Source organism: Streptomyces sp. NBC_00620 (assembly GCF_026341825.1).
In the GTDB taxonomy this organism is placed as follows: domain Bacteria; phylum Actinomycetota; class Actinomycetes; order Streptomycetales; family Streptomycetaceae; genus Streptomyces.
In genome coordinates, this window is the sequence record NZ_JAPENY010000001.1 from 2,461,193 (window position 1) to 2,485,677 (window position 24,485).

Genomic DNA, 24,485 nt, shown 5'->3' on the forward strand with positions numbered 1-24,485 from the left:
GCCGGACAGGCCCCAGCCGACCGGCAACCGACTAAGGGAAGTTCAGCGCATCCGGCCCGAGGGGCGGCACGAGCCCCTCGGCCGCCGCACGCGTCAGCAGTCCCCGGATCGCCGCGTACCCGTCGTCGCCCAGATCGGCCGTGAACTCGTTCACGTACAGGCCGATGTGCTGGTCGGCGACGGCGGGGTCCATCTCCTGGGCGTGTTCCAGGACGTAGGGGCGGGAGGCCTCCGGGTCGTCCCAGGCCATGCGGACCGACGTACGGGCCGCCGTGGCGAGCGCCGTCAGCCGCTCCTCGCCCAGCGAGCGCTTGGCGATGATCGCGCCCAGCGGGATGGGCAGTCCGGTCGTCCGCTCCCAGTGCTCGCCCATGTCGGCGAGCTTGTGCAGCCCGTAGTTCTGGTACGTGAAACGCGCCTCGTGGATGACGAGTCCCGCGTCGACCTTCCCGTCCCGTACGGCGGGCATGATCTCGTGGAACGGCATGACCACGATCTCGCCGACCCCGCCGGGCAGGACGTCCGCGGCCCAGAGGCGGAAGAGCAGGTACGCCGTCGACCTCTCGCTCGGCACGGCGACCGTACGGCCCGTGAGGTCGGCCTCCGGCTCCCGGGTGAGGACCAGCGGCCCGCAGCCCCGGCCGAGCGCACCGCCGCACGGCAGCAGCGCGTACTCGTCGAGGACGTACGGCAGCACGGCGTACGACACCTTCAGTACGTCGAACTCGCCGCGCTCGGCCATGCCGTTGGTGATGTCGATGTCCGCGAAGGTGACGTCGAGCGCGGGCGCGCCCGGCACCCGGCCGTGGGCCCAGGCGTCGAAGACGAAGGTGTCGTTCGGGCAGGGCGAGTACGCGATCTGCAGGGGCTCAGTGAGTGCGGTCATGTGGGTTCCAACTCTCCAGGACGGGCGCCAGCTTCCCGAAGGCCTCGGTGAGTGCCGTGAGGGCCTCGCCGATGCGCCAGGCGGCGCGGTCGCGCGGGCCGACGGGGTTGGAGACCGCGCGCAGCTCAAGGACGGGCACGCCGTGCGCGGCGGCGGCCTCGGCGACCCCGAAGCCCTCCATCGCCTCGGCGAGGGCGCGGGGGTGGCGGGCGCGCAGTCCGGCGGCGCGGGCGGCGGTGCCGGTCACGGTGGACACGGTCAGTACCGTCCCGGCGCGTCCACCCGTGGCCGCCGCGACGTCTCGTACGAGTGATTCGGGTGGACGGTGGCTGACGACCCCGAAGCCGAGCTCGGTGACGGTCAGGAAACCGTCCGCGGTCTCCGCGCCCAGATCCGCCACCGTGATCTCGTCGGCGACGACCAGCGATCCGACGGGCGCGTCCGGCTGGAAACCGCCGGCGATGCCCGTGGAGACGACGAGGTCGTACGGGGTGTCCGACAGGGCGGCCGCGGTGAGGGCCCCGGCGGTGGACGCGGCGGCGAGGGCGGGACCGACGCCGGCGGCGAGGAGGTCGTAGGCACCGGCCCGGTGGAGGGTTGCCCCGGGCAGCGGGACCTCACGGGCGGCGGGAGGCGCGAACGCCCGGGCCACCGCGTCCCGTTCGACCGGGACCGCGGTGGCTACGAGGATGCGTGCCGCACGTACGGAAGACGTGGTCAGGAGTCCTTCTTGAGCGTGAAGGACCACAGACCGCTGACCGTCGTGTCGCCCTCCTTGATGGAGACGAGCGTGGAGTTGCCGCTCGCGCCGTACTGCGCGTTGAAGAACACGCTGCCCGGGATCGTGCGGTACGTCTTCTTGCTGGAGTCGGTCAGCGGCTGACCGTTCATCAGGATCGTCCAGCCCTTTTCGGCGATGTCGGGGTCCACACCGAACCGCACGGTCTCGTCGGGGTCGACCTTGATGGACTTGATGTCCTTGGACTTGAGGCACTTGGCCAGCTCCTCGGCCTTCACCTCCTTGCCGTCGTTGTAGCAGTCGGTCTCGGAGCTCACCGAGTTGTCGCCGACCGTGATGGTGGCCAGCGGCGTCGGCTTGTCACAGGCGGACAGGGTGAGAAGTCCGGCGGACACGGCTCCGACAACGGCAACGGCGCGACGGCGGCGCGCGGCGCTGAATCCAGAAGATCCATTGGATCCGGGAACGGATCCAAGAACAGATTCAATAGCGGCTCTGCCGCGGGGCAGGGAGGTCATGGGCGAAGGCTATCGGGCACGCCCACCGCTCCCCCCACCTGGGGTACGGCGTGCCGCCCCCCGCATGAGGTGCGTGCCGGGTCATGCCACGCGTGTCCGCGGACGGCCCCCGTGCCGGGCCACCCCGATCAGTCCCCGCACGGTGGTGAGCCAGCCGGTGGCGACGATCGCTGCGGCCACGGAGAGGCCGAGCGTGCCGTTCAGAGGCAGCGCCATGCCGATGCCGCCGCCGATGACCCAGGCCATCTGCAGGATCGTCTCGGAGCGCGCGAAGGCCGACGTACGGACCAGCTCGGGCACGTCCCGCTGGATCAGGGCGTCCAGGGACAGCTTGGCCAGAGCCTGCGCGAACCCGGCGACCGCGGCCAGACAGGCCACCACGACCGCGCCGAAGAACACGGCGGCGGTGATCGCGGCCGCCAGCACGAACGCGACGACCGTCACGATGATGATCTCGGGAGCGCGCGATTTCAGCCATGCGCCGACCGCCGTGCCGAGCGCGTTGCCCACGCCCGCCGAGATACCCACTATCGCCAGCGAGGCCGCCGCGCTCGCCCCGGCCAGCGGATGCTCGCGCATCAGGAACGCGAGGAAGAAGATCAGAAAGCCGGAGAGGCAGCGCAGGGACGCGTTCGCGGCGAGCGCGTGCGTGACGGCCGTACCGACCGTGCGCAGCCCCGGGCGCTTGACCTTCTTCAGGTGCGGCCCGTGCAGATGCTCCGGATCCGCCGCCAGGAGCGCCTTGTCCTCGCCCTTGGCCGAGTCGACCTTGGGCGGCAGCGAGAACGACAGGAACATTCCCGCGATGAAGATCACGAAGGCGCCGTAGAGCGGATAGCGCGGGCCGAGCACCTGCAGCCCCGCCCCGATCGGCGCGGCCACACCGGTGGCGAGCAGCCCGCCGAGGGTGACCCGGGAGTTCGCCTTCACCAGCGAGAACCCCGGTGGCAGCAGTCGTGGCACGACGGCGCTGCGCACCACCCCGTACGCCTTCGACGACACCAGCACGCCCAGCGCGGCGGGATACAGCTCGATACCGCCGGTCACCACCGCGCCCGACAGCAGCAGCGCCAGGAAGGCCCGGGCGAGCATCGCGCCCGCCATCGCGGCGCGGCGGCCGTGCGGGAGGCGGTCCAGGAGCGGCCCGATCACGGGGGCGAGGAGGGTGAAGGGCGCCATGGTGATGGCGAGGTACAGCGCGACGCGGCCGCGGGCCTCGTCCGTGGGCACCGAGAAGAAGACGGTGGAGGCGAGGGCGACGGTGATCATGACGTCACCTGCGCCGTTCACCCCGTGCAGCTCGATCAGCTTCCCGAGCCCGGACTCACCCGCCCCGTGCGCGTGCGTCGCCTTGCGGATACCGCGCGCAGTCCCCGTCACCGGGAAGTGCAGGGCGCGACCGACCGCACGGACGGGCCCGCTCACTCGGGCCGATCCGCCACTCCGGTTGGTCCCCTTGGCCCCGCCGATCCCGGTGGCTCCGTGGGGCGACCTTGCGGCTGCCACTCCGTCATAGTGCCCCGAGATGGGGGTGCGTAGTGCGGTTACCGCGCGTATGGGGGCCGAGTGGGGGCCCGCGGGGTGGGTGCCTCGGGCGGGATTTTGGCGGGGGCGGGCCTGGGTTCTGGTGGGCGCATCCCCGGGCGGGCCCCTTTCGGTGCGCTGGTGGCGCCTCCGGCGCAGTCGGTGTTTTTTCGGTGCTTTCCAGCCGACCGAGACGGGCGGGTGGGTGGGAAAATCCGGCGCGGAGCGGCGGGAATCAGGGCGCGGAGCGGCCGGAGTGGGGGCCGCGGAGCGGCGAAAAACCCGGCGCGGAGCGCCGAAGAGGCCCGCCGGTGTGGGCCCAGGGGCCAGGAGAAGGTAGCGTGCGTAGCGCGCTAGTGGCGATTGTTCTCGGCCGCGCGCCTCTCGGTCATCCCGCAGAATGGATGACGTAGGTGCGCCCGAGCGCGATCGGGCGCGGACGTCGACGCGGTCCCCTGGTCCGCTCCGTCCGCACCCCCGCCGAGCAATGGCGCACCCGTGAGACGGCGTAGGAGAGAAGCGATACCTGTGAGCGCAGCGACCACGCGAAGCCGCACCCCCGACCGCCTGTGCGCCGAGGCAGTCGACCTCGCCCGCGCCGCCGCCGAGGAGGCAGCCGCACCCGGCGTCGTCGGCGAGCATGTGGAGCTGGTCTCCGAAGGGGACCGAGTCGTCACGCACTTCTTCGAGTGCAAGGAGATGGGCTACCGCGGCTGGCGCTGGGCCGTGACCGTCGCCCGCGCCTCCCGCGCGAAGCTCGTCACCCTCGACGAAACCGTGCTGCTGCCCGGCCCGGACTCCCTCCTCGCCCCCGAGTGGGTGCCGTGGAGCGAGCGCCTGCGCCCCGGTGACCTGGGCCCGGGCGACCTGCTGCCCACGGACGCCGAGGATCTGCGCCTGGAGCCGGGTTACACCGGCGAGGACGAGCCCCCGCCGAACTCGCCCCTCTCCGAGGAGATGGCCGAGCTGGTGGAGGCGGAGGACGCCGAGGTCTCGGGTGTGACGCCCGCGGGCCTGCTCCTCTCGCCGATGCGCGGTTCGATCGCGTCGGTCGCCGAGGAGCTGGGGCTGCGCCGTGCGCGCGTCCTGTCGCGGTACGGGCTGCATGTCGCGGCCGACCGCTGGGAGGAGTCGTACGGGCCGAAGACGCCCATGGCGCAGGCCGCGCCGGCGTCGTGCGTCAGCTGTGGCTTCCTCAATCGGATCGGGGGCTCGCTCGGACAGGCGTTCGGAGTCTGCGCGAACGAGTTCTCACCGGCCGACGGTCACGTGGTCTCCCTCGCCTACGGGTGCGGCGGCCACTCCGAGGCCGCGGTCATGCCCGCACCACCGCGTCCGGCGCCGCACGTGATCGACGAGACCCGGGTGGACCCCTTCCCACTGCGGCCGGCGGCGGACTCGGGGTCGGTGTCGGAGGTCTCGGACGAGGCTGCGGCGGAGTTGGGGCACTCGTAGGTCAGGGCGTGGGGGTGTAGCGCGGCAGGTTCTCCGTTGAGATCGTCCAGTCGCCGATGGTGACGTCCTCGCCGTATACGAAGTCCTTGCGGGTGGCGTAGCGCGGGCCGTCGGCGGTGGTGTGGATGTCGGTGAGGACGGCGCCGGTGCCGGTGCGGGGGTCGAAGATCGCGTAGACGGGGATGCCGATCAGCGGGTAGTCCCGTACCTTGCCGATCCAGTCGTTGTCAGGGTTGGAGCGGGAGACGATCTCAACGGCGGCGACGAGCGTACGAGGGTCGAAGGACCCTTCTCCCTCCATGTCCACCTCGGCGATCACCATGATGTCGGGGCGGCGCATGATGCCTTCCGGCGCCACTTCGACGTCAGGCTCGCCCGTGTGCGCCACGATCTCCTCCGGCATGACCTTCTCCAGGCGTTTCCGGAGACGGAGTGCAGTGAGTTCGTGCGGCCGCACAGGCGACATCATGTCGAGGACGATCCCTTCCTTGGTGATCTCGAACTTGCCGGGGAGGGTGCCGTCCGTGGACTCCACGAAGTCGCGCATGGCCCGGTACAGGTGCGAGGCGCCCTGCTGGGCGTGGTCCGGGGCGATGGTCATGGCGTTCGCTCCTCGTCTGTGCCCAGGGGCAAGGATCGTCACGTTCATGTTAGGCGGCCTCCGGAAGATCGGTTCGGCAGAGGCGGCAGCGACCTGGTGTGAGGGAGCGGAACGCGTGGTCGCAGCCGTCGCAGTTCTGGAGCGGGTGCCGTACGTCCGGGGGTGGGGCCGGGGCTCGGAACGGCGGCGGCGGCGGCAGTTGGGCGGTCAGGCGGTGGGCGAGGAGGGCGGCCGGGCGGCGTAGGTCCTCGGGTGGCAGGTCCGCTGTCAGAGCGTGGCGTACGGCGGTGGGGGTGAGGTCGCGCTCCAGCCAGGCGGCGACGCCGGGAGCGAGGTGTTCGGCGTCGGTGGCCGAGAGGAGGAGGCGGGGGTCCTGGCGACGGAGGCCGGCGAGGAGGTCGGTCGCCTGTTGGAGGAGGGTGGGGGAGCGGTAGGCGGGCTGCGGGACGGGCGGGAGTTTCTTACGGGGTGGGGTGGCGTCCGGGCGGCGGCGCGGTGGCTTCGGGGTGTCGGCGGCCTGGTCGCGGGGTCCGGGCCGGTTGCAGGACACGGTCCGGGTGACGATGCGGCCGCCGGGAACGCGTTCGCGGGTGCGGCGCAGGTAGCCGTGGGCCTCCAACTCGCGCAGAGCGGCGGCGATACGGGCCGGGCTCTCCGGGAAGCGGGCCGCGAGGGTCTTGATGTCTGCTGAGGCGCCGGTGGGGAGGGACTGGATGTGGACGGCCAGTCCGATCGCGAGGCCCGACAACTCCGGGTGCTGGGCGAGGTGGTTGCCGACCACCGTGAAGCGCTCGGTGTGGCGGGCGTTGTCGTGAATCACGCCGGAGTGGGGGTGATTCCTGGCCCGAGTACGGGACTGGGGGCGCGCGGGAGCGCTAGGGTTTTGCGTGTCCATCGGGAAGGGTTCTGCTTCCTTGGTGGTCAGGCCCTCGCATTGGGATGCCAGTCCCTGCGAGGGCCGTCGTATGTCTGCGGTTGTCCGTGCTTGTCGCGCTGAGCGTAGGGCAGGCAACCGGTCCCGAATCCAGCTGAGTTGGCGATGTTCACTCGCGCGAGTGAGTTTGCGCTGCGGGCGGGAGGGGTGGGGCTTGGTGAGGGTTCTTTCTCCCCGTTGGTTCTTTGGAGAGACCGCCCGCGTCACCGGAGCTCAGAGGGCTGAGCTTCGGTGGTGACGGCGACGGGAGGGTGACTTCGGCCCATACGGTCTTGCGAGGGTGCGGACCCGTGTTCGTGCCCCAGCGGTCGGCGAGGGCGTCCACGAGAAGCAGGCCCCGGCCCGACTCCGCGTCGGTGGCGGGGTGTTGAGCCTGCGGGGCACGCTCACCCCTCGTGTCCGTGACCTCGATACGGAGGGTGTCGCCGACGACGTAGAGCGTGAGCCGGAAGTCCCGGCCCGGGACCCGACCGTGCGTGACCGCGTTCGCCGCCAGATCCGCCACGATGTGCGCCATCGGGTCCAACGGGAGGCCCCAGTCGCGGAGTTGCTCCGTGGCGAGCAGGCGGGCGATACAGGCTCCGCGTGGCGTGGAGGACAGCGGCACGCTGAAGGGGCTCCCGGATCTGACCGGCGCACTCTGGCCCGGACGCCTTCACAGAGACCGGATATAACATCCCCCCGCCCTCATACGTCTGCCATGCAGGGCCTTGAAAGCGGGGGAGTTGCGATGAACGACGGGATCGAGCGGGAGTACCGCGGGCGGCGGGTTGTGCCGACTGTGTACGTCAGCCTGGTGGCCGTGGCGGTGATAGTCGCCATCGGAGTACTGAACGCGACGACGCTGTCCGGACTGAAGGCCTCGGGCACGATGGTCCCGGCTCTCTGGCTGTTCGTCGGTGTCCGGGTGGCCCTGGAGCAGTGGCGGGTACGGACGTTCGTCACGGCCGACGGGATCACCGTACGAGGGCCGTTGCGCACCCGCACCTGGGCCTGGACCGAGATCTACGGCATCCGGCTCGAGAACAACAGGTGGAGCAGCCCCCGCTGGCCGGCGTATCTCTACCGCACCGACGGGCGCCGGGTTCGCCTCCCCCACCTCGACGAGCTTCAGCTGGACGACCCGATCGCCGAGGCCGCCGACCTGTGCGCCACCGCCGTACGGCTCGGGCTCACGTCCCTTGAGACGCGGCCCGAGGTGGAGGAGCGCATCCGGCGAGGGGCGCGACGCCGCACGGCATGGCAGCGGGCGTTCGGCGCCAGCGTGGTCGTCGTGGTCGCCCTGTTCGTCCGCGACTTCTGGATGATTTTCACCGACGGGCCCACGCTCTCGTTCCTGCTCCTCCTGGGCATCCCGCTCCTCTGCCTCCCCGTCTTCTTTCTCCTCCTGGACCGTCTCGGCGAGACCCTCGCCGCCCGGCGTTCCCCGGGTCACGCCTAGCGTTCGCCGGGCGGCTCGACCTCGGCGTGGGCTGGCGGGGCGCCCGGTGCCGCCTCGCGGTACCTTCATCGTCACGCCGATGAGGAGAGCCACAGTGAGCAAGTTCGTGCGGCCCGCAGCCCAGGGTGCCGACCCGTTCGGGACCGCCCGTCTCAGGCGGGGTGTGCTGGACGCCTGGGCGACCAGCCCGGCCAGGTTCCGCGAGGACGCCAACGCCGAGGAGGACCTCGTACTCGGCGGGTACCGGGACCGCCTGGTGGTCGAGCTCGCCCAGAACGCCGCCGACGCCGCGGCCCGCGCCGGGGTCCCCGGCCGCCTCAGGCTCACCCTCCGCGACGGCGCACTTGTCGCGGCCAACACCGGCGCCCCCCTCGATGCGACGGGCGTCGAGTCGCTCTCCACCCTCCGCGCCTCCGCGAAGCGGGACGCCTCCGACACGGCTGTCGGCCGCTTCGGCGTCGGCTTCGCCGCCGTTCTCGCGGTGACCGACGAGCCCGCCGTGGTCGGCCGGCACGGCGGCGTCCGCTGGTCCCTCGCCGAGGCCCGCGAACTGGCCTCCGAAACCGCCCGGCACAGCCCGGGCCTGGGCGACGAGATCCGCCGCCGCGACGGCCATGTGCCCCTGCTCCGGCTGCCGTTCGCCGCCGAGGGCACCGCCCCGGACACGTACGACACGGCCGTGATCCTCCCCCTGCGCGACCCCGCCGCCCAGGACCTCGCCGAACGCCTCCTCCAGAACCTCGACGACGCGCTGCTCCTCGCCCTGCCCGGCCTCGAAGAGGTCGTCGTCGAGAGCGGTGACAACGAAGTCCGTACGCTGCGCCGCCGCGCCGACGAGCACGGCGCCGTCATCGAGGACTCCCGCGACGGCACCACCCGCTGGCGCACCGTCGCCCGCCACGGCGCCCTCGAACCCGCCCTGCTCGCCGACCGCCCGGTCGAGGAACGGCTGCGCCCGCACTGGTCCGTGACCTGGGCCGTCCCCGTGGACGCCGACGGCGCCCCGGCCCGCCCCCGCACCAGCCCCGTCGTGCACGCGCCCACGCCGAGCGACGAACCCCTGGGCGTACCGGCGCTGTTGATCGCCTCACTCCCGCTGGACACCACCCGCCGCCACGCGGCCCCCGGCCCCCTGACCGGCTTCATCGTGGAGCGCGCGGCCGACGCGTACGCCGAACTGCTCGCCGCCTGGCGCCCGGTGGACGCGGGGATCATCGACCTCGTGCCGGGCCCGCTCGGCAAGGGCGAACTGGACGGTTCCCTGCGGCAGGCGATCCTGGAGCGGCTGCCGCGCACCGCGTTCCTGCCGCCCGCCGCCCCGCCGGACACCGCCGTCCCCGAGACCCCCGTCGACTGGCCCGACGCCGGTACCGGCACCGCGGAGAACCCCGCCGCCCTGCGCCCCCGTGACGCCGAGGTCGTCGAGGGCGCCGGTGCCGAGACCGTCGGTGTGCTCGCCGAGGTGCTGCCCAGCCTGCTGCCCGCCGGGCTCGAACGCCGGGCGGAACTGCGGACCTTGGGCGTCGCCAGGGTCCCGCTCACCGAGGCCGTGGACCGGCTGGCGGGTCTGGAGAAGGACCCGGGCTGGTGGCGGCGGCTGTACGACAGCCTCGCCGGCGTAGACCCCGACCGGCTCTCCGGGCTGCCCGTGCCGCTCGCCGACGGCCGTACGACCATCGGCCCCCGGCAGGTCCTGCTGCCCCTTGCCGACGACGACCGGACCGCCGCCCCCGACACCCTCGCCCGGCTCGGCCTCAAGGTCGCCCACCCGGACGCCGCCCATCCGCTCCTGGAGAAGCTGGGCGCCCTCCCGGCCACCCCCCGCGCGGTCCTCACCACCCCGCAGGTGCGTGCCGCCGTCGCGGCCTCGCTCGACGACGAGGGCGGCGGCTGGGACGAGGACGCCCCGGACGCCGAGGAACTGGCCGACACCGTCCTCGCACTCGTCCGCGGCGCAGGTCTCGAACCCGGCGACGAGCCCTGGCTCGGCGCCCTCGCCCTCCCCGACGAGGAGGGGGAACTGGTGCCCGCGGGCGAACTGGTCCTGCCCGGCAGCCCGTTCGCCCAGGTCATGCGCGAGGACGAACTGGCCTTCGTCGACGCCGAACTGGCCGAGCGCTGGGGCGAGCAGCCGCTGGCCGCCTGTGGAGTCCTCGCCAACTTCACCCTCGTACGCGCCACCGATGTCGTCCTGGACCCGGACGAACTGGAGCCGCGCGACTCGGACTTCGCGGAGCCCGACGACGCGGGTCTCCTGGACGCCGTCGACGTGTGGTGCGAGGACATCCTCGACCGGCTGCCCGACACACCTGTGCCGCCCGTCGCCACCGAGATCGTCGCCGTACGGGACCTGGATCTCGTCGACGACGAGCACTGGCCGCAGGCACTCGCTCTGCTGTCCCGGCCGCCCCTGCGGGACGCGCTGACCCAGCCGGTGCGGCTGCTGCTGCCGGACGGGACGCACGAGACCGTACGGCCGTACACGGCCTGGTGGCTGCGCGGTCACCCCGTCCTGGACGGGCGTCGCCCGGCCGGGCTGCGGTCGGCCGGCGGCGACCCGCTGCTGCACGGTCTCTACGACGCCGCCGACGCGAGCGGTTTCGAGGACGAGCAGGTACTGAGGGCGCTGGGCGTACGGACCTCCGTGGCCGCCCTCCTCGACGAACCCGGCGGCGCGGCCGAGCTCCTGGACCGCCTGGCCGACCCCGACCGTGAGGTGTCCGGCGCCCAACTGCACGCCCTCTACGGCGCCTTGGCCGACCTCGACCCCGAGCAGGTCACCCTGCCGGACGAGCTGCGGGCCGTGGTCGACGGGCAGGTGACCGTGGTGGACGCGGCCGACGCCATGGTCGTGGACTCACCCGACCTGCTGCCCTTCACGAGCGGCGTGCCGCTGCTCCCCGTACGGCCGGCGCGGGCCGCCGAGCTCGCCGAGCTGTTCCAGGTGCGGCGCCTCAGCGAGTCGGTGACGGGCGAGGTCGATTCGGAGGGCACCGAGCACGAGGTGCCGGAGTCGGTGCGGCTGCTGCTCGGTCCCGCCACCCCGGCGTCGTACGTCGAGCACGAGGAACTCATCGTCGACGGCGTCGAGTTGGACTGGCGCCGTACCCGGGACGGGGTGCTGCACGCCGCCACCCTGGAGGGTGTCGCCGCCGCTCTCGCCTGGACGGCCGGGCAGTGGCCGCGCCGCTTCGAGGTCGCGGCCCTCCTCGAGGACCCGTCGCGGACGGAGGAGCTGGAGCGGGACCGCTGGTTCGACTGAGTCCCGGTCGAGTCCTGGCTGAGTTCCTGGCTGAGTCCCGGCTGAATTCAGGGGCGACTCCGGGGCGACTCCGGGGCGCGTCTTGGGCGCGTCCAGGAGGTGGCCGAAAACACGCGCACGAAATCTGCACATCCGCACAACCATTCGCCCCTGTCGAACATCTGATCACTCGAGTCATCAGACTCCACGATCACTTGGGCCCCGTGTGACGACGAGCCGTCAGGAACGACCACACCAGGGCCCCTGTTTCCACTGGGGGAAACTGTGCGGAAGCGCACCACTACCGTTGCCCTGCTCGCGGCCTTCACGGTGGCCGGCGCCGCGCTGGCGCCCGCGGCCTTCGCCGACGGCGTCGAGGGCGACACCAAGATCACCAAGGTCGTGGTGAACGGCGGCAAGAACGTCGTCGTCGGAGCGGCGACGGTCAAGAAGTTCACGGTGTCCGTCACGGCGACGGACGACCAGGGCATCGCCGGTGCCGAGATCGACCTCTACGGTCCGAACGACGGCCTTCTCATCTCCACGTCCGCGGCGGCGAAGTGCGTGGTCTCCAGCACCAGCGCCACGACCTCCACTTGCACGGCGACCTACAGCGTCGACCCGCGGTTGGCCGACGTCTTCAACAACGAGGCGGGCAACTGGGTCGTCGACGCGTGGGTCGACGCCAACGGCGACGACTCCAACTACGTCTGGAAGGAGAACGCGGGCAGCTTCAAGGTCCAGCGTGCCTCCCAGCTGACGGTCAACGCCGCCCCCGAGCCGGTGGTGAAGGGCAAGACCATCACGGTCACCGGCAAGCTGACCCGCGCCAACTGGGAGACGGGCAAGAACGTGGCCCTCGCCAACCAGTCGGTGGCCCTGCAGTTCCGCAAGGCGGGCACCACCACCTACACCAACGTCAAGGGCATCAAGTCGACCTCGACGGGCGCCCTGAAGACCACGGTCAAGGCCTCGGTCGACGGCTACTACCGCTACTCCTACGCGGGCATCACGACGACCGCGGGCGTCAGCGCCGCGGGCGACTACATCGACGTCAGGTAGTCGCACTCGCGACCGGTTGAACCTGCGGCAGGTCCCGTCGAACTTGCGGCAGGCCCGGTCGAACTCGCGCTAGGCGCAGGTGAGTTGGCCGAACGGCAAGTAGCCGGACGTGAAGTGGAAGTGCCTTGCCGATGGCTCCCGGGTTTCCCCCGGGGGCCATTGGTCATGTGCGACAAAAATTCGCAACACTCGTACAACCTTTCACCCCCTGTCGCGCATCTCCTCATGTGAGCCAACAGGCTCCACAATCATTTGGGTCCCGCGCCGACGACGAGCCGTAGTAACGACCAGAGCCCGGGGCCCCTTTCACGTGGGGAACACATGCGCATACGAGCCACTGTGGCCGCCGTCACCGGTGCCCTGGCCCTCTCCGCCTTCGTCGTACCCGGCGCGCACGCCGCCGACTCCGGCTCCGCCTCCACCTACCGCGCGGACGTCGCCAAGGTGCTGGAGGCCGCCCGCGCCGCAGACTCCGGCAAGAGCGCGTTCAGCACCTCAGCCGCGGCCGTGGACGAGCCGTACGCCCTCGACGTCACCTTCTCCAACATCAAGGTGAACAAGGGCAAGGCGATCGTCGTCGGCGCCACCACCCACAACGTCGTGCCGGTCACGTACACCCTGACCCACGCCGCCGACGTCGACATCACGGCCGCGGACTTCCTCAACGGCCCGTACCTCTACAAGGGCACCTTCGGCAACGCGGACAACGAGCTGTGGGGCGACGCCCCGGGCACCTGCACCCCCACCTCGTCGACGACCGCTTCCTGCGTGGCCAAGATCGACATCCGCGCCAACGAGGGCTACCTGATCAACTCCGACGCCGGCACGTGGAAGGCCGCCGGTTTCGCCGTCGCGTACAACGGCCAGGACCCGTCGAGCTCCACCTTCGACATCACCAAGGTCGGCGTCGCCGACCAGGGCGGCTTCACCTCTCCCAAGGTCCAGCGGCTGTCGAAGCTGACGGTCAACGCCGCGCCGGAGCCGGTGCTGAAGGGCAAGACCATCACGGTCACCGGCAAGCTGACCCGCGCCGACTGGGAGACGAACAAGTACGTCGGCCTCAGCGGCCAGTCGGTGGTGCTGCAGTTCCGCAAGGCGGGCACCACCACCTACACCAACGTCAAGGGCATCAAGTCGGCCGCGGGCGGCGCGCTGAAGACCACGGTCAAGGCCGGGGTCGACGGCTACTACCGCTTCACCTTCGCGGGCATCGCGAGCACCGCCGCGGTCACCACCGCCGGTGACTACGTCGACGTCGAGTAACCACCTGCAGTACCTGCAGTACCGCTAGGCCGGAAAGCGGCGGTCGACCCATTTCCACACGAACTCCAGGGCGGCCGCCGCCACCGCCGCGATGCCCACCGCGATCCACGGCATCGTCGCCCCGACCAGCTTCAGCGCGAAGAAGTCCTGCAGCCACGGCACGACGAGCACCAGCAGGAACCCCGCGCCCATCGTCGCGACCAGGGCGACCCGCCACCAGGTGTACGGCCGGGCGACGATCGCCAGCACCCACATCGAGATCAGGAAGAGCGTCAGTGTCGCGGCGCTCGTCTCCGCGTCCAACGCGCCGGTACCGCTGTAGTGGTGACGGGCGGTCAGATACGTGATGAACGTGGCCACCGCCGCGATCACGCCCCCCGGGATCGAGTACCGCATGACCCGGCGTACGAAGTGGGGCCTCGCCCGCTCCGTGTTCGGGGCGAGGGCGAGGAAGAACGCCGGTACACCGATCGTCAGCGTGGACAGCAGGGTCAAGTGGCGGGGCAGGAACGGGTATTCGACCTGCCAGCACACCACCAGGATGGCCAGCAGCACCGAGTAGACCGTCTTCACCAGGAAGAGGGTCGCGACCCGGGTGATGTTCCCGATCACCCTGCGGCCCTCCGCGACCACCGAAGGCAGCGTCGCGAAGCTGTTGTTGAGCAGCACGATCTGGGCCACGGCGCGGGTCGCCTCGGAGCCCGAGCCCATGCTGACCCCGATGTCGGCGTCCTTCAGGGCCAGTACGTCGTTCACGCCGTCGCCGGTCATCGCCACGGTGTGCCCGTTCGACTGCAGCGCGCCCACCATGTCCCGCTTCTGCTGCGGGGTGACCCGCCCGAACACCGTGCCCTTGTCCAGTGACTTCGCCATCTCCGCCTGATCGGCGGGCAGTTGGCGCGCGTCCACGACCTTGCCGGTGAGCCCGAGCTTCCCGGCCACCGCGCCCACCGACACCGCGTTGTCGCCGGAGATGACCTTGGCCTTGACGTTCTGCTCCTCGAAGTACCGCAGGGTGTCCGCCGCGTCCGGGCGCAGCCGCTGCTCCAGGACGACCAGGGCGGTGGGCTTCGAGCCTTCCTTGACGGCGGGATCGTCGAGGTCCCTGGTGGCCCGGGTGAGCAGCAGCACCCGCAGCCCCTCCTCGTTCAGCCGCTCGGTCTCGGCGAGCGCCGGGTCCCCTTCGGACAGCAGCACGTCGGGGGCGCCGAGGAGCCATGTGCTCGTTTCCCCGTTGCCCTCGCTGAACGACGCCCCGCTGTACTTGCGGGCCGAGGAGAAGGGCAGCGACTCCGTGCAGCGCCAGTCCTCGCTGTCCGGGTAGGCGTCGATGATCGCCTTCAGGGACGCGTTCGGCCGCGGGTCCGACTCGCCGAGCGAGCCGAGGACCTTGTGTACGTAAGCCTCGTCGCTGCCGCCCAGCGGGCGCACCTCGGTGACGTCCATGCCGCCCTCGGTGAGGGTGCCCGTCTTGTCGAGGCAGACGGTGTCGACGCGCGCGAGCCCCTCGATGGCGGGCAGCTCCTGCACCAGGCACTGTTTCCGGCCAAGCCGGATGACCCCGATCGCGAAGGCGACGGAGGTGAGGAGGACCAGCCCCTCCGGGACCATCGGCACGATCCCGCCGACGGTGCGGGCGACGGAGTCCTTGAAGTCGTTCTGCTTGACCACCAGTTGGCTGATGATCAGGCCGATCGCCGTCGGGATCATCATCCACGTCACGTACTTGAGGATCGTGGAGATACCCGTCCGCAGCTCGGAGTGGACGAGCGTGAACCGTGACGCCTCCTCCGCGAGCTGCGCCGCGTACGCCTCCCGGCCCACCTTCGTCGCCGTGAACGCGCCGCCGCCCGCGACGACGAAGCTGCCCGACATCACCTGGTCGCCGGGCTGCTTGATCACCGGATCCGCCTCACCGGTGAGCAGCGACTCGTCGATCTCCAGTCCGTCGGCCTCCACGCAATCGCCGTCGACGACGATTTTGTCCCCGGGCCCGATCTCGATCAGGTCCCCGAGCACGATCTCCGACGTGCTGACCTGTGCGGCGATCCCGTCCCTGCGTACGGTCGGTTTCGCCTCGCCGATCACCGCCAGCGAGTCCAGGGTCTTCTTGGCCCGCCACTCCTGGATGATGCCGATCCCGGTGTTGGCGAGGATGACGTACCCGAACAGGCTGTCCTGGAACGGCGCCACGAACAGCATGATCAGCCAGAGCACGCCGATGATCGCGTTGAACCGGGTGAAGACGTTGGCGCGGACGATCTCGCTCACGGAGCGGCTGCTGCGCACCGGAACGTCGTTCACCTCGCCGCGCGCCACCCGCTCGGCCACCTCTGCGGCGGACAGCCCCAGCGCCCGCTCCGCGGGGGAGGCGGGTATGGGCACGGGGTGAACGGGATCGAGTTCGGCGCCCGCGTCGATGTGCGTCATGCGTTCGACGGTACGTGCGGATATACGGCTTCACCCGCTGAGTGCCCGAAAGATCCGACCAGGGGAGGACGGGGGCGGCGGTCAATGATGCCGTGGTTGTAGGCGGGGCCCGTCACTCGGCGGGGGAGACGGCCTACCCGGCGGGGGGAGTCGGCCTACTCCGCAGGAGAGTCGGCGTCGGCCTTGAGCGCCGCGTCCCGCTTCAGCGCGGCCTCCCGGCCCCGGACGTACCAGATGCCGATCAGGCCGAGACCCGCGCCGGCCAGGCACGTCCACACCCACCAGGTGTGCCCGTGGTCGTCGAACCAGCCGTAGAACGGCAGCTGCACCAGGAAGAGGACGAACCAGAGAATCGTGAGGCCTGTGATGGTGGCGACGACGGGCCCCTCCAGGGGCTCCGGCGCCTCGTGCTTGGGGGTCCACTTCGCCATGGGGACAGCTTACGAGAGGGCGTCCGTGTCCTCTTCGGGGCGTGGAAGGTCCTTGTATACCAAGGGTCTACGCGCGGAGATAGCGAATTCGACCTCATATGTTCATACTGAAACCGCCTGAGTCTGGCTCTTTCTATTCGTACGAAACAACAACGGAAACCTCTCGGAAACCCGTTGGTGATCACACGACAGCCAGACTCGATCAAGTTCCCAGCCCGGCGCCGTCCCCGCCCGGCGCCCACTGGCCACCTGGCCCCCGCACGTATGAGGTCACGCATGTCCACCTCGGCCGCCACCAAGGCCCCCACCCCGGAGCAGCCGGAACCCCGGCCCGCGCAGGGTGCCCTCGACCGCTACTTCAAGATCTCCGAGCGGGGCAGCACGCTGCCGCGCGAGATCCGCGGCGGTTTCGCCACCTTCTTCGCGATGGCCTACATCATCGTGCTGAACCCGATCATCCTGGGCAGCGCGAAGGACATGTACGGGCACCAGCTGGACAACGGCCAGCTGGTCACCGCGACCGCGCTGACCGCGGCGTTCACCACGCTCCTGATGGGTGTCATCGGCAACGTGCCGATCGCGCTGGCCGCCGGTCTCGGTGTGAACACGGTTGTCGCGCTCCAGCTCGCGCCGCGGATGTCATGGCCGGACGCCATGGGCATGGTGGTCCTCGCGGGCATCGTCGTGATGCTCCTGGTCGCCACCGGTCTGCGTGAGCGCGTCATGAACGCCGTGCCGCTGGGTCTGCGCAAGGCCATCGCGATCGGTATCGGCCTGTTCATCATGCTGATCGGCCTGGTCGACTCCGGTTTCGTCTCGCGCATCCCGGACATCGCGCAGACCACGGTCCCGCTCCAGCTCGGCAGCGACGGTCACCTCAACGGCTGGCCCGTCCTGATCTTCATCCTCGGCACGCTCCTCACACTCGCGCTGATGGTGCGCAAGGTGTCCGGCGCGATCCTCATCTCGATCGTCACGATGACCGTCCTCGCGGTGATCATCAACGCCGTCGCCGACATCCCGTCCTGGGGCCTGACCACCCCGGAGTGGCCCGGCAACCCGGTCGCCACCCCGGACTTCGGGCTCGTCGGCAAGGTCAGCCTCTTCGGCGGCTTCGGCAAGGTCGGCGTGCTGACCGGCGTCCTCTTCGTCTTCACCGTGCTGCTGTCGTGCTTCTTCGACGCGATGGGCACGATCATGGGCGTCAGCGACGAGGCCAAGCTGACCGACGCCCAGGGCAACATGCCCGGCATCAACAAGGTCCTCTTCGTCGACGGCATCGCGGTCGCCGCGGGCGGCGCCAGCTCCTCCTCCGCCACCACCTGCTTCGTGGAGTCCACGGCGGGCGTCGGCGAGGGCGCGCGCACCGGCTTCGCGAACGTCGTCACCGGCGCGCTCTTCGCCGTCGCGCTCTTCCTGACCCCCGTCGCCACCATGGTCCCGTCGCAGGCGGCCACCCCCGCGCTGCTCGCGGTCGGCTTCATGATCCTGGCGGGGTCGGTCAAGGAGATCGACTGGGCGGACTACACGATCGCCATCCCGGCCTTCGTCACCATGCTGATGATGCCGTTCACGTACTCGATCACGAACGGCATCGGCTTCGGCTTCATCACCTTCGTGGTGCTGCGCCTGGCGGCGGGGCGCGGCCGTGACGTGCCGGTCGCGATGTACGTGGTGGCGGCGGTGTTCGGGTTCTACTACCTGATGCCGGCGCTGGGCCTGACGTAAGCGGCCGTACGGGGGCCGCTCACGTGACCCCGTAGAACTTCTCCGTCTCCTCGACCGCGGTCTGGAACCGCTCGTCGAAGTCGTCGCGGATGAGCGTCCGGACCACATAGTCCTGGACGCTCATTCCGCGTTTGGCGGCGTGGTGTCGGAGCCGGTCGAGCAGCTCCCCGTCTATCCGCAGGCTGAGCACGCTGGTCCCCATGCAGTCGAGGGTCGCCTTACCTCGCCGGGCGAGGGGTCACTTTCCGGATCCGGCTCACTCATATGAGTGACGTAAAGATTCAGTTTCCGGTTTCGGGGGCACTCCGGTGGTCTTTAGGGAGAGTAATGAGTTACGCTAAGGAACATGCCTGACCTCACCCATGGCGACGACGTTGCCGCCGTGAACTCCCTCCGCTCCGCAGTCATGCGGCTGTCGCGCCGGCTCAAGCACCAACGGGTCGACGAGTCGCTGAGCCCCACCGAGATCTCGGTGCTCGGCACCCTCGCCCGCTGTGGCAACGCCACCCCGGGCGAACTCGCCCGCAAAGAGCATGTGCAGCCGCCCTCGATGACCCGCATCGTCGCGCTGCTCGAAGCGAAGGGACTGGTCAGGCTGGAGCCGCACCCCGACGACCGGCGCCAGAAGGTCGTCACACAGACCGAGCAGGCCGAGGCCATCCTCGAAGAGAGCCGCCGCAAGCGGAACGCGTGGCTGGCCGGCCTGGCCGAGGGTCTCGACGAGGACGAGTGGGCCAAGCTCCGCGAGGCCGCTCCCGTCCTGGAGAAGCTCGCACAGATCTGACCCAAGCCGTAGTGCCAGGACGTCGTCGTCCTGCACGCCCCAGGACGACGACGTCCGACGTACGCCTAGGAGGCGAGCCCTTTTGAGTTCGGGACCCGGAGCAGACTCCGCCCCCGCACCAGCCACCCACGACTCCCCACCCGCCCCCGACACCCGCTCGTCGATGTTCAGCTCGCTGAAGGTCCGGAACTACCGCCTGTTCTTCATGGGCCAGGTCGTCTCCAACACCGGCACCTGGATGCAGCGCATCGCCCAGGACTGGCTGGTGCTGAGCCTGACCGGCTCGTCCGCCGCGGTCGGTATCACCACCGCGCTGCAGTTCCTGCCGATGCTGCTGTTCGGGCTGTACGGCGGCGTCCTCGTCGACCGTCTCCGCAAGCGCCCGACCCTCCTTGCCACCCAGACGGCCATGGGCATCACCGGCCTCGCGCTCGCCTTCCTCACCCTCTCCGGACACGTCGAGGTCTGGCACGTCTACCTGGCCGCCTTCGTCGCGGGCCTTGTCACGGTCGTCGACAACCCGGCCCGCCAGTCCTTCGTCTCCGAGATGGTCGGCCCGGACCAGCTGCAGAACGCGGTCAGCCTCAACTCCGCCAACTTCCAGTCCGCCCGCCTGATCGGCCCCGCCGTCGCGGGCCTGCTGATCACCGGCGTGGGCACGGGCTGGGCGTTCCTCTTCAACGGCCTGTCGTTCGTCGCCCCCGTCGCGGGCCTGCTGCTGATGCGCACCCGCGATCTGCAGTTCGTCAAGCGCGCCCCGCGCGCCAAGGGCCAGCTCCGCGAGGGCCTGCGCTATGTCGCGAACCGTCCCGAGCTGATCTGGCCGATCGTCCTCGTCGGCTTCATCGGCACCTTCGGCTTCAACTTCCCGGTCTGGCTCTCGGCCTACGCGGACGACATCTTCCACGCGGGCGCCGGCGCGTACAGCCTCTTCAACACGCTGATGGCGGTCGGCTCCGTGGCCGGCGCGCTGCTCGCCGCCCGCCGCGGCACGGCCCGCCTGCGCGTCCTGATCGCCGCGGCGGTGGCCTTCGGTGTCCTGGAGGTGGTGGCGTCCGCGGCCCCCTCGCTCTGGCTCTTCGCCCTCCTCATGGTCCCGATCGGCCTCTTCGGTCTGACGGTCAACGTCACCGCGAACACCTCGGTCCAGATGGCCACCGACCCCGCCATGCGCGGCCGCGTCATGGCCCTGTTCATGATGGTCTTCATGGGCGGTACGCCCCTGGGGGCGCCCCTCGTCGGCTGGGTCACCGACGCCTACGGCCCGCGCATCGGCTTCGCCCTCGGCGGCGTGATCTCGACGCTCTCGGCGCTCACCATCGGCCTGGTCCTGGCACGCCTCGGCGACCTCCGCCTCTCCCTGGGCTGGAACCACGGCCACCCGCACGTCCGCTTCGTACCGAGGGAGGAGCGGGAGCGGCTGGCCACGGCGGCGTGACCCGGCGCGTGGGGCCGGGTCAGGTGACCCAGCTGTATGCGCTCAAGGGCCAGTTCGAACGCCGTCGGGCCGACCTTGAGCGCTCCGCCCGCTGAACGGGTAGTTGAACTCTTGAAGTGCTCTCCCGGCTGAGGCCGGGAGATTCCTGCTTACCTTGCGGCAGCGGGCTTGACGCGCTTCGCGCGCCTGACGACTGCCCTCCCGGCAGCCGGGATGAGCGCGAGGCCCATCCGGTACAGGTGCAAGACGTTCCGGGCCGCGTTGTGGTCGGCGTTACCCGACCATCCGCAGTCCGGGTTCCTGCACACGAACACGGCCTGGGACTCCCTGCTGTCGGGCGTGGTGAAGCCGCACGCGGAACAGCGGCGGGACGTGTGGGGAGCGGGGACCTTGGCCAGGGTGCCGCCGAGTCGGGCGGTCTTGTACGTCAGCATGGTGACCGTCCGGCCCCAAGCCTCCCCGCTGATGGAGCGGTTCAGCCCGGACTTCCGGGCGACGTTCTTCCCCGGTTCCTCGATGGTTCCCCTGGCCGACTTGACCATGTTCGTGATGGCGAGTGCTTCGACCACCACGGTGCCGTATGTGCGGGCGATGACGGTGGTCGTCTTGTGCTGCCAGTCCAGGGCCCGGCGCTTGGCTTTCGCGCGGAGTCCTGCGATCTGGTCATAGGTGCGGTGCAGCCGGCGGCTGGTGCGCGCGCCGGGCTTGCGATGCTGCTTGCGCCGGGCGGCGCGCTGCTCCAGGTGCAGAAGCCTGGCCCTCTCCTTGTCCGTCAGCCATTCGCCGTGCTCGTACGTTTCGCCGTCCGAGAGGGCTATGGGCACGGTGACGCCCACGTCGATGCCGACGTCCGGCCCCTGGTGGGGATCGGGTTTGCCCTGAAGGGTCTGGACGCGGAAGGCGATGTGCCAGCCGAGCGCGTCCTTGACCAGCCGGGCCCCGGTGATCCGGTTCTCCGCGCCTGCGTGCTTGCCCACCGGCAGGTCTTTCGTCCAGCGGAAGCGGACCCGGCCCACCTTGGGAATGTTGACCATGCCCCAGCGTCGGTGCACGCGGGTGATGTTCAGGTCCCGGCCCTGCGGGATGTCCACGGACATCACCGTGCGGATGCGGCCCTTGAAGTTCGGGGCGTCCGCGCGGCCCTCCCAGCAGCTCTTCCAAGCCTGGAAGTACGTCTTGAGGACCGCTTGCGCGGCCTGGGCGGGCAGGACTGCCAGGAAATCGATGTCCTGACGGGCCTGGCGGATCGCGGCGTCCGCGTTCGCGGGCGTCCGCTTCCCCTTCGGCATCATCTGCCACCACGCGTGGAGAAGGTTCCACATCGTGCGGGCCGCGTGCGCCTGGTCATCCGCTGCGCGAACTCCGGCAGGAGACAGCGCAAGCCGGGCACGATGCCCGAACTGCCGCTTGACCAGAGCGCCTTGACTCATAGTCGACAAAATAGCATTGGTTTATGTCACCGCGCTGGAACCCTAATCCCGATGTCAGAACCGGTCGTCACGTTGTCTATAACCTGCACGTTCACTTGGTTTTTGTCACGAAGTACCGGCGGAAGGCGTTCACCGACGCCATGCTGACCCGCACCGAGGAGATCATGCGGGAGGTCTGCACCGACTTCGAGGCCGAGCTGAAACAGTTCAACGGCGAACAGGACCACATCCACCTGCTCGTGCACTACCCGCCCAAAGTCCAGCTCTCCAAGCTGGTCAACTCCCTCAAGGGCGTCAGCTCCCGCAGACTCCGCCAGGAGTACGACAGCCACGTCCGCCGGTACCTGTGGGGCGGACACTTCTGGTCCGGCTCCTACTTCGCAGGATCATGCGGCGGGGCACCCCTGACCGCCGTCAAGCAGTACATCGAAAGCCAGCAACGCCCCACCTGACGTCACCACGGAGGCGCAGAGCACTCCGGCGCTCCGCGCCTCCGACCCAAGGATGGCCTTCACCCCCGCCCCGAAGGGCGGAGCACTGGCCAAGATCAGAGGTAGACGATGAGGACCATCACGCCCACGGTGAAGGTGAGGGAGAAGACCACGCCCGCGTGGGCGCGCAGGCTCTCCATCCCGAAGAGGTGAACGAAGCCGATGGTGACGAGGGCGCCCATGAGGAGGGTGATCCACAGGATCGTCGTGCATACCTCCATCGTCCGGGAGGGTCGCCCGTTGATCCATTCCCTGGAAGGGTGACGTCATGAGACTCTTCGCGGCTGTGCTGCCACCCGAGGACGTGACGAGTGAACTCGGCTCGGTGGTGGACGAGTTGCGCGGGTTGCCGGGGGCTCAGGCGCTGCGGTGGACCGGCCGCCCCGGGTGGCACTTCACGCTCGCGTTCTACGGCGAGGTCGACGAGGACGTCGTACCGGACCTGTCGGAGCGGCTGGCGCGCGCGGCCCACCGTACGGACCCGTTCGCCCTCGCACTGCGCGGCGGTGGCCACTTCGGCGGGCGGGCGTTGTGGGCGGGGGTGTCGGGTGACGTCCCCGTCCTGCGGCTGCTCGCTGACCGGGCGGAGGCGGCGGCCAGGAAGGCGGGCGTCCCGATGGGGGCGCACCGCCGCTACCGGCCCCACCTCACAGTGGCCCGCAGCCGCTCGGACGCCGACTTCGAGGCGTACGTCACTGTTCTGGACGCCTTCGCCGGGCGCGAGTGGACGGTGGGGGAGCTGTGTCTCGTACGCAGCGATCTGCCCAGGTCGGGGGTGCCGGGGGAGCAGCCGCGTTACGAGACGGTGGCGCGGTGGCCGTTGGGGGCGTCCGCCTCACGGGCCCCGCTCGGGGCGGGCGGCTGAAGGTGCCCGGCGGCGGCCGGTTAACCTCGACCACGTGGACCCAAAGACTCGTAATCGGATCATGGCCGGTGTGCTCGTGCTGATGTTCGTCGTGGTGGCAGTGGCGGCGGCGGTCGGGCAGTAGCCCGCCGCCGCCCCCTGCGCGGTGCCCTCGCGGGCGGTGCGCCGTGCCCTCGTGGGCTGGCTACGTCACCAGGCGAAGGCCTCCGGAGACGGCCCCGGCCCCGGGAAGATCTCGTCCAGGGACGTCAGGACATCCTCGGACAGTTCCAGTTCGACGGCGCGGAGCGCTGACTCGAGCTGTTCGGCGGTGCGTGGGCCGACGATCGGGCCCGTGACGCCGGGGCGGGTCAGCAGCCAGGCCAGGGCGGCTTCGCCGGGTTCCAGGCCGTGCTTCTCGAGCAGATCCTCGTACGCCTGGATCTGCGCGCGTGCGGTGGGGTCGGCGAGGGTGTCGGCGGCCCGGCCGCTCGCCCGGCGTCCGCCCTGGATCTCCTTCTTGATGACCCCGCCGAGCAGTCCGCCCTGCAACGGCGACCACGGGATGACCCCGAGCCCGTACTCCTGCGCGGCCGGGATGACCTCCATCTCGGCGCGCCGCTCGGCGAGGTTGTAGAGGCACTGCTCGCTGACGAGACCGATGGTGCCGCCGCGCCTCGCAGCGATCTCGTTGGCCTGGGCGATCTTGTAACCGGGGAAGTTGCTGGACCCCACGTAGAGGATCTTCCCCTGCTGTACCAGGACGTCGATCGCCTGCCAGATCTCCTCGAAGGGAGTGTCCCGGTCGATGTGATGGAACTGGTAGACGTCGATGTAGTCGGTCTGGAGCCGCTTGAGGCTGGCGTCCACCGCTCGCCGGATGTTGAGCGCGGAGAGCTTGTCGTGGTTGGGCCAGGGGGCGCCCTCGACGCCCATGTTCCCGTACATCTTGGTGGCGAGCACGGTCTTGTCGCGTCGCTCGCCGCCCTTGGCGAACCAGTTCCCGATGATCTCTTCGGTGCGGCCCTTGTTCTCGCCCCACCCGTAGACGTTCGCCGTGTCGAAGTAGTTGATACCCGCGTCCAGCGCCGCGTCCATGATCGCGTGGCTGTCGGCCTCGTCTGTCTGCGGACCGAAGTTCATGGTGCCGAGGACGAGCCGGCTGACCTTGAGTCCCGTGCGTCCGAGCTGCGTGTACTTCATGGCTACCAAGCCAACGACGTGGAGTGCGCTCTAGGCAAGGGT

The 24,485-nt window shown here is 70.2% G+C and carries 23 protein-coding genes; 10 read left to right on the forward strand and 13 right to left on the reverse strand.

Annotation, left to right across the window (positions count from 1 at the left end; genetic code table 11):
* Positions 1–31: 31 nt before the first annotated feature.
* The 4 genes from OG246_RS11415 to OG246_RS11430 form a co-directional block, all read right to left on the reverse strand.
* Positions 32–886 (reverse strand): 1,4-dihydroxy-6-naphthoate synthase, encoded by an 855-nt coding sequence (locus tag OG246_RS11415; protein WP_266459575.1) that lies wholly within the window; start codon positions 884–886, stop codon positions 32–34.
* Positions 870–1,634, reverse strand: a complete 765-nt coding sequence (locus tag OG246_RS11420) for a futalosine hydrolase (protein ID WP_266459578.1) — start codon at positions 1,632–1,634, stop codon at positions 870–872. Before OG246_RS11420 ends, OG246_RS11415 begins: the two co-directional genes overlap by 17 nt.
* Positions 1,604–2,143, reverse strand: coding sequence for a DUF2771 domain-containing protein (locus tag OG246_RS11425; protein ID WP_266459581.1), 540 nt, complete (start codon positions 2,141–2,143; stop codon positions 1,604–1,606). The genes OG246_RS11420 and OG246_RS11425 overlap by 31 nt, the downstream gene beginning before the upstream one ends.
* 81 nt (positions 2,144–2,224) lie before the next feature.
* Positions 2,225–3,649: an MFS transporter gene (locus OG246_RS11430; RefSeq protein WP_266459584.1), complete on the reverse strand. Its 1,425-nt coding sequence runs from the start codon at positions 3,647–3,649 to the stop codon at positions 2,225–2,227.
* 546 nt (positions 3,650–4,195) lie between these two features.
* On the opposite strand from OG246_RS11430, the gene OG246_RS11435 reads away from it, so the two are divergent.
* The gene (locus OG246_RS11435; RefSeq protein ID WP_266459587.1) at positions 4,196–5,122 is read left to right on the forward strand and encodes a DUF3027 domain-containing protein; all 927 of its coding nucleotides are present in this window, start codon (positions 4,196–4,198) and stop codon (positions 5,120–5,122) included.
* Position 5,123: 1 nt separating this feature from the next.
* On the opposite strand, the gene OG246_RS11440 is transcribed toward OG246_RS11435, so the two are convergent.
* The 3 genes from OG246_RS11440 to OG246_RS11450 all read right to left on the reverse strand — a co-directional run bounded on the left by OG246_RS11440 (position 5,124) and on the right by OG246_RS11450 (position 7,264).
* On the reverse strand, positions 5,124–5,723 hold the full coding sequence (locus tag OG246_RS11440) for a Uma2 family endonuclease (protein WP_266459589.1): 600 nt from the start codon (positions 5,721–5,723) through the stop codon (positions 5,124–5,126).
* Between the two features lie 49 nt (positions 5,724–5,772).
* On the reverse strand, positions 5,773–6,618 hold the full coding sequence (locus tag OG246_RS11445; protein ID WP_266459592.1) for a helix-turn-helix domain-containing protein: 846 nt from the start codon (positions 6,616–6,618) through the stop codon (positions 5,773–5,775).
* Positions 6,619–6,766: 148 nt separating this feature from the next.
* Positions 6,767–7,264: an ATP-binding protein gene (locus OG246_RS11450; RefSeq protein ID WP_266459595.1), complete on the reverse strand. Its 498-nt coding sequence runs from the start codon at positions 7,262–7,264 to the stop codon at positions 6,767–6,769.
* 123 nt (positions 7,265–7,387) lie between these two features.
* Here OG246_RS11450 and OG246_RS11455 point away from each other — a divergent pair, with 123 nt between their 5' ends.
* From OG246_RS11455 to OG246_RS11470, 4 genes are all read left to right on the forward strand, one after another.
* Entirely contained in the window at positions 7,388–8,098 is a 711-nt protein-coding gene (locus tag OG246_RS11455; RefSeq protein ID WP_266459597.1) for a PH domain-containing protein, read from the forward strand.
* Between the two features lie 94 nt (positions 8,099–8,192).
* Positions 8,193–11,360 carry a sacsin N-terminal ATP-binding-like domain-containing protein gene (locus tag OG246_RS11460; RefSeq protein WP_266459599.1) on the forward strand — a complete coding sequence of 1,056 codons (3,168 nt, stop codon included), beginning with the start codon at positions 8,193–8,195 and terminating at the stop codon, positions 11,358–11,360.
* Between the two features lie 264 nt (positions 11,361–11,624).
* The gene (locus OG246_RS11465; protein ID WP_266459602.1) at positions 11,625–12,401 is read left to right on the forward strand and encodes a calcium-binding protein; all 777 of its coding nucleotides are present in this window, start codon (positions 11,625–11,627) and stop codon (positions 12,399–12,401) included.
* 321 nt (positions 12,402–12,722) lie between these two features.
* Entirely contained in the window at positions 12,723–13,664 is a 942-nt protein-coding gene (locus OG246_RS11470; RefSeq protein WP_266459605.1) for a hypothetical protein, read from the forward strand.
* Positions 13,665–13,688: 24 nt separating this feature from the next.
* On the opposite strand, the gene OG246_RS11475 is transcribed toward OG246_RS11470, so the two are convergent.
* A complete protein-coding gene (locus tag OG246_RS11475) occupies positions 13,689–16,094 on the reverse strand; it encodes an HAD-IC family P-type ATPase (protein ID WP_266459608.1) in 2,406 nt (801 codons plus the stop codon).
* A 155-nt stretch (positions 16,095–16,249) separates the two neighbouring features.
* Positions 16,250–16,525 (reverse strand): DUF2530 domain-containing protein, encoded by a 276-nt coding sequence (locus tag OG246_RS11480; protein ID WP_266459611.1) that lies wholly within the window; start codon positions 16,523–16,525, stop codon positions 16,250–16,252.
* Between the two features lie 276 nt (positions 16,526–16,801).
* Between OG246_RS11480 and OG246_RS11485 the strand changes: the two genes are divergently transcribed.
* Entirely contained in the window at positions 16,802–18,253 is a 1,452-nt protein-coding gene (locus OG246_RS11485; RefSeq protein WP_266459613.1) for an NCS2 family permease, read from the forward strand.
* A gap of 19 nt (positions 18,254–18,272) precedes the next feature.
* Here the strand turns inward: OG246_RS11485 and OG246_RS11490 are convergent, their stop codons facing one another.
* Positions 18,273–18,455 (reverse strand): hypothetical protein, encoded by a 183-nt coding sequence (locus OG246_RS11490; RefSeq protein ID WP_054235178.1) that lies wholly within the window; start codon positions 18,453–18,455, stop codon positions 18,273–18,275.
* A 144-nt stretch (positions 18,456–18,599) separates the two neighbouring features.
* Between OG246_RS11490 and OG246_RS11495 the strand changes: the two genes are divergently transcribed.
* Positions 18,600–19,037, forward strand: a complete 438-nt coding sequence (locus OG246_RS11495) for a MarR family winged helix-turn-helix transcriptional regulator (protein WP_266459617.1) — start codon at positions 18,600–18,602, stop codon at positions 19,035–19,037.
* Between the two features lie 163 nt (positions 19,038–19,200).
* Positions 19,201–20,475, forward strand: a complete 1,275-nt coding sequence (locus tag OG246_RS11500; protein WP_323178290.1) for an MFS transporter — start codon at positions 19,201–19,203, stop codon at positions 20,473–20,475.
* A 149-nt stretch (positions 20,476–20,624) separates the two neighbouring features.
* On the opposite strand, the gene OG246_RS11505 is transcribed toward OG246_RS11500, so the two are convergent.
* The gene (locus tag OG246_RS11505; protein WP_266459623.1) at positions 20,625–21,905 is read right to left on the reverse strand and encodes a transposase; all 1,281 of its coding nucleotides are present in this window, start codon (positions 21,903–21,905) and stop codon (positions 20,625–20,627) included.
* Positions 21,906–21,928: 23 nt separating this feature from the next.
* On the opposite strand from OG246_RS11505, the gene tnpA reads away from it, so the two are divergent.
* The gene (tnpA, locus tag OG246_RS11510) at positions 21,929–22,357 is read left to right on the forward strand and encodes an IS200/IS605 family transposase (RefSeq protein WP_266459625.1); all 429 of its coding nucleotides are present in this window, start codon (positions 21,929–21,931) and stop codon (positions 22,355–22,357) included.
* A 95-nt stretch (positions 22,358–22,452) separates the two neighbouring features.
* Here the strand turns inward: tnpA and OG246_RS11515 are convergent, their stop codons facing one another.
* Entirely contained in the window at positions 22,453–22,617 is a 165-nt protein-coding gene (locus OG246_RS11515; RefSeq protein WP_266459627.1) for a hypothetical protein, read from the reverse strand.
* 47 nt (positions 22,618–22,664) lie between these two features.
* On the opposite strand from OG246_RS11515, the gene thpR reads away from it, so the two are divergent.
* Positions 22,665–23,261 carry an RNA 2',3'-cyclic phosphodiesterase gene (gene thpR / locus OG246_RS11520; protein ID WP_266459628.1) on the forward strand — a complete coding sequence of 199 codons (597 nt, stop codon included), beginning with the start codon at positions 22,665–22,667 and terminating at the stop codon, positions 23,259–23,261.
* Between the two features lie 189 nt (positions 23,262–23,450).
* Here thpR and OG246_RS11525 read toward each other — a convergent pair whose 3' ends face one another.
* Positions 23,451–24,443 carry an aldo/keto reductase gene (locus OG246_RS11525; protein ID WP_266459630.1) on the reverse strand — a complete coding sequence of 331 codons (993 nt, stop codon included), beginning with the start codon at positions 24,441–24,443 and terminating at the stop codon, positions 23,451–23,453.
* Positions 24,444–24,485 lie beyond the last annotated feature (42 nt).

What these genes read in the sequence shown, in the direction of transcription:
- OG246_RS11415 (WP_266459575.1), bottom strand. Translation starts at nt 886, where the DNA reads ATGACCGCACTCACTGAGCCCCTGCAGATCGCGTACTCGCCCTGCCCG.
- OG246_RS11425 (WP_266459581.1), bottom strand. Translation starts at nt 2,143, where the DNA reads ATGACCTCCCTGCCCCGCGGCAGAGCCGCTATTGAATCTGTTCTTGGA.
- OG246_RS11440 (WP_266459589.1), bottom strand. Translation starts at nt 5,723, where the DNA reads ATGACCATCGCCCCGGACCACGCCCAGCAGGGCGCCTCGCACCTGTAC.
- OG246_RS11445 (WP_266459592.1), bottom strand. Translation starts at nt 6,618, where the DNA reads ATGGACACGCAAAACCCTAGCGCTCCCGCGCGCCCCCAGTCCCGTACT.
- OG246_RS11455 (WP_266459597.1), top strand. Translation starts at nt 7,388, where the DNA reads ATGAACGACGGGATCGAGCGGGAGTACCGCGGGCGGCGGGTTGTGCCG.
- OG246_RS11470 (WP_266459605.1), top strand. Translation starts at nt 12,723, where the DNA reads ATGCGCATACGAGCCACTGTGGCCGCCGTCACCGGTGCCCTGGCCCTC.
- OG246_RS11475 (WP_266459608.1), bottom strand. Translation starts at nt 16,094, where the DNA reads ATGACGCACATCGACGCGGGCGCCGAACTCGATCCCGTTCACCCCGTG.
- OG246_RS11480 (WP_266459611.1), bottom strand. Translation starts at nt 16,525, where the DNA reads ATGGCGAAGTGGACCCCCAAGCACGAGGCGCCGGAGCCCCTGGAGGGG.
- OG246_RS11485 (WP_266459613.1), top strand. Translation starts at nt 16,802, where the DNA reads ATGTCCACCTCGGCCGCCACCAAGGCCCCCACCCCGGAGCAGCCGGAA.
- OG246_RS11490 (WP_054235178.1), bottom strand. Translation starts at nt 18,455, where the DNA reads ATGGGGACCAGCGTGCTCAGCCTGCGGATAGACGGGGAGCTGCTCGAC.
- OG246_RS11495 (WP_266459617.1), top strand. Translation starts at nt 18,600, where the DNA reads ATGCCTGACCTCACCCATGGCGACGACGTTGCCGCCGTGAACTCCCTC.
- OG246_RS11500 (WP_323178290.1), top strand. Translation starts at nt 19,201, where the DNA reads ATGTTCAGCTCGCTGAAGGTCCGGAACTACCGCCTGTTCTTCATGGGC.
- OG246_RS11505 (WP_266459623.1), bottom strand. Translation starts at nt 21,905, where the DNA reads ATGAGTCAAGGCGCTCTGGTCAAGCGGCAGTTCGGGCATCGTGCCCGG.
- tnpA (WP_266459625.1), top strand. Translation starts at nt 21,929, where the DNA reads ATGTCACCGCGCTGGAACCCTAATCCCGATGTCAGAACCGGTCGTCAC.
- OG246_RS11515 (WP_266459627.1), bottom strand. Translation starts at nt 22,617, where the DNA reads ATGGAGGTATGCACGACGATCCTGTGGATCACCCTCCTCATGGGCGCC.
- thpR (WP_266459628.1), top strand. Translation starts at nt 22,665, where the DNA reads ATGAGACTCTTCGCGGCTGTGCTGCCACCCGAGGACGTGACGAGTGAA.
- OG246_RS11525 (WP_266459630.1), bottom strand. Translation starts at nt 24,443, where the DNA reads ATGAAGTACACGCAGCTCGGACGCACGGGACTCAAGGTCAGCCGGCTC.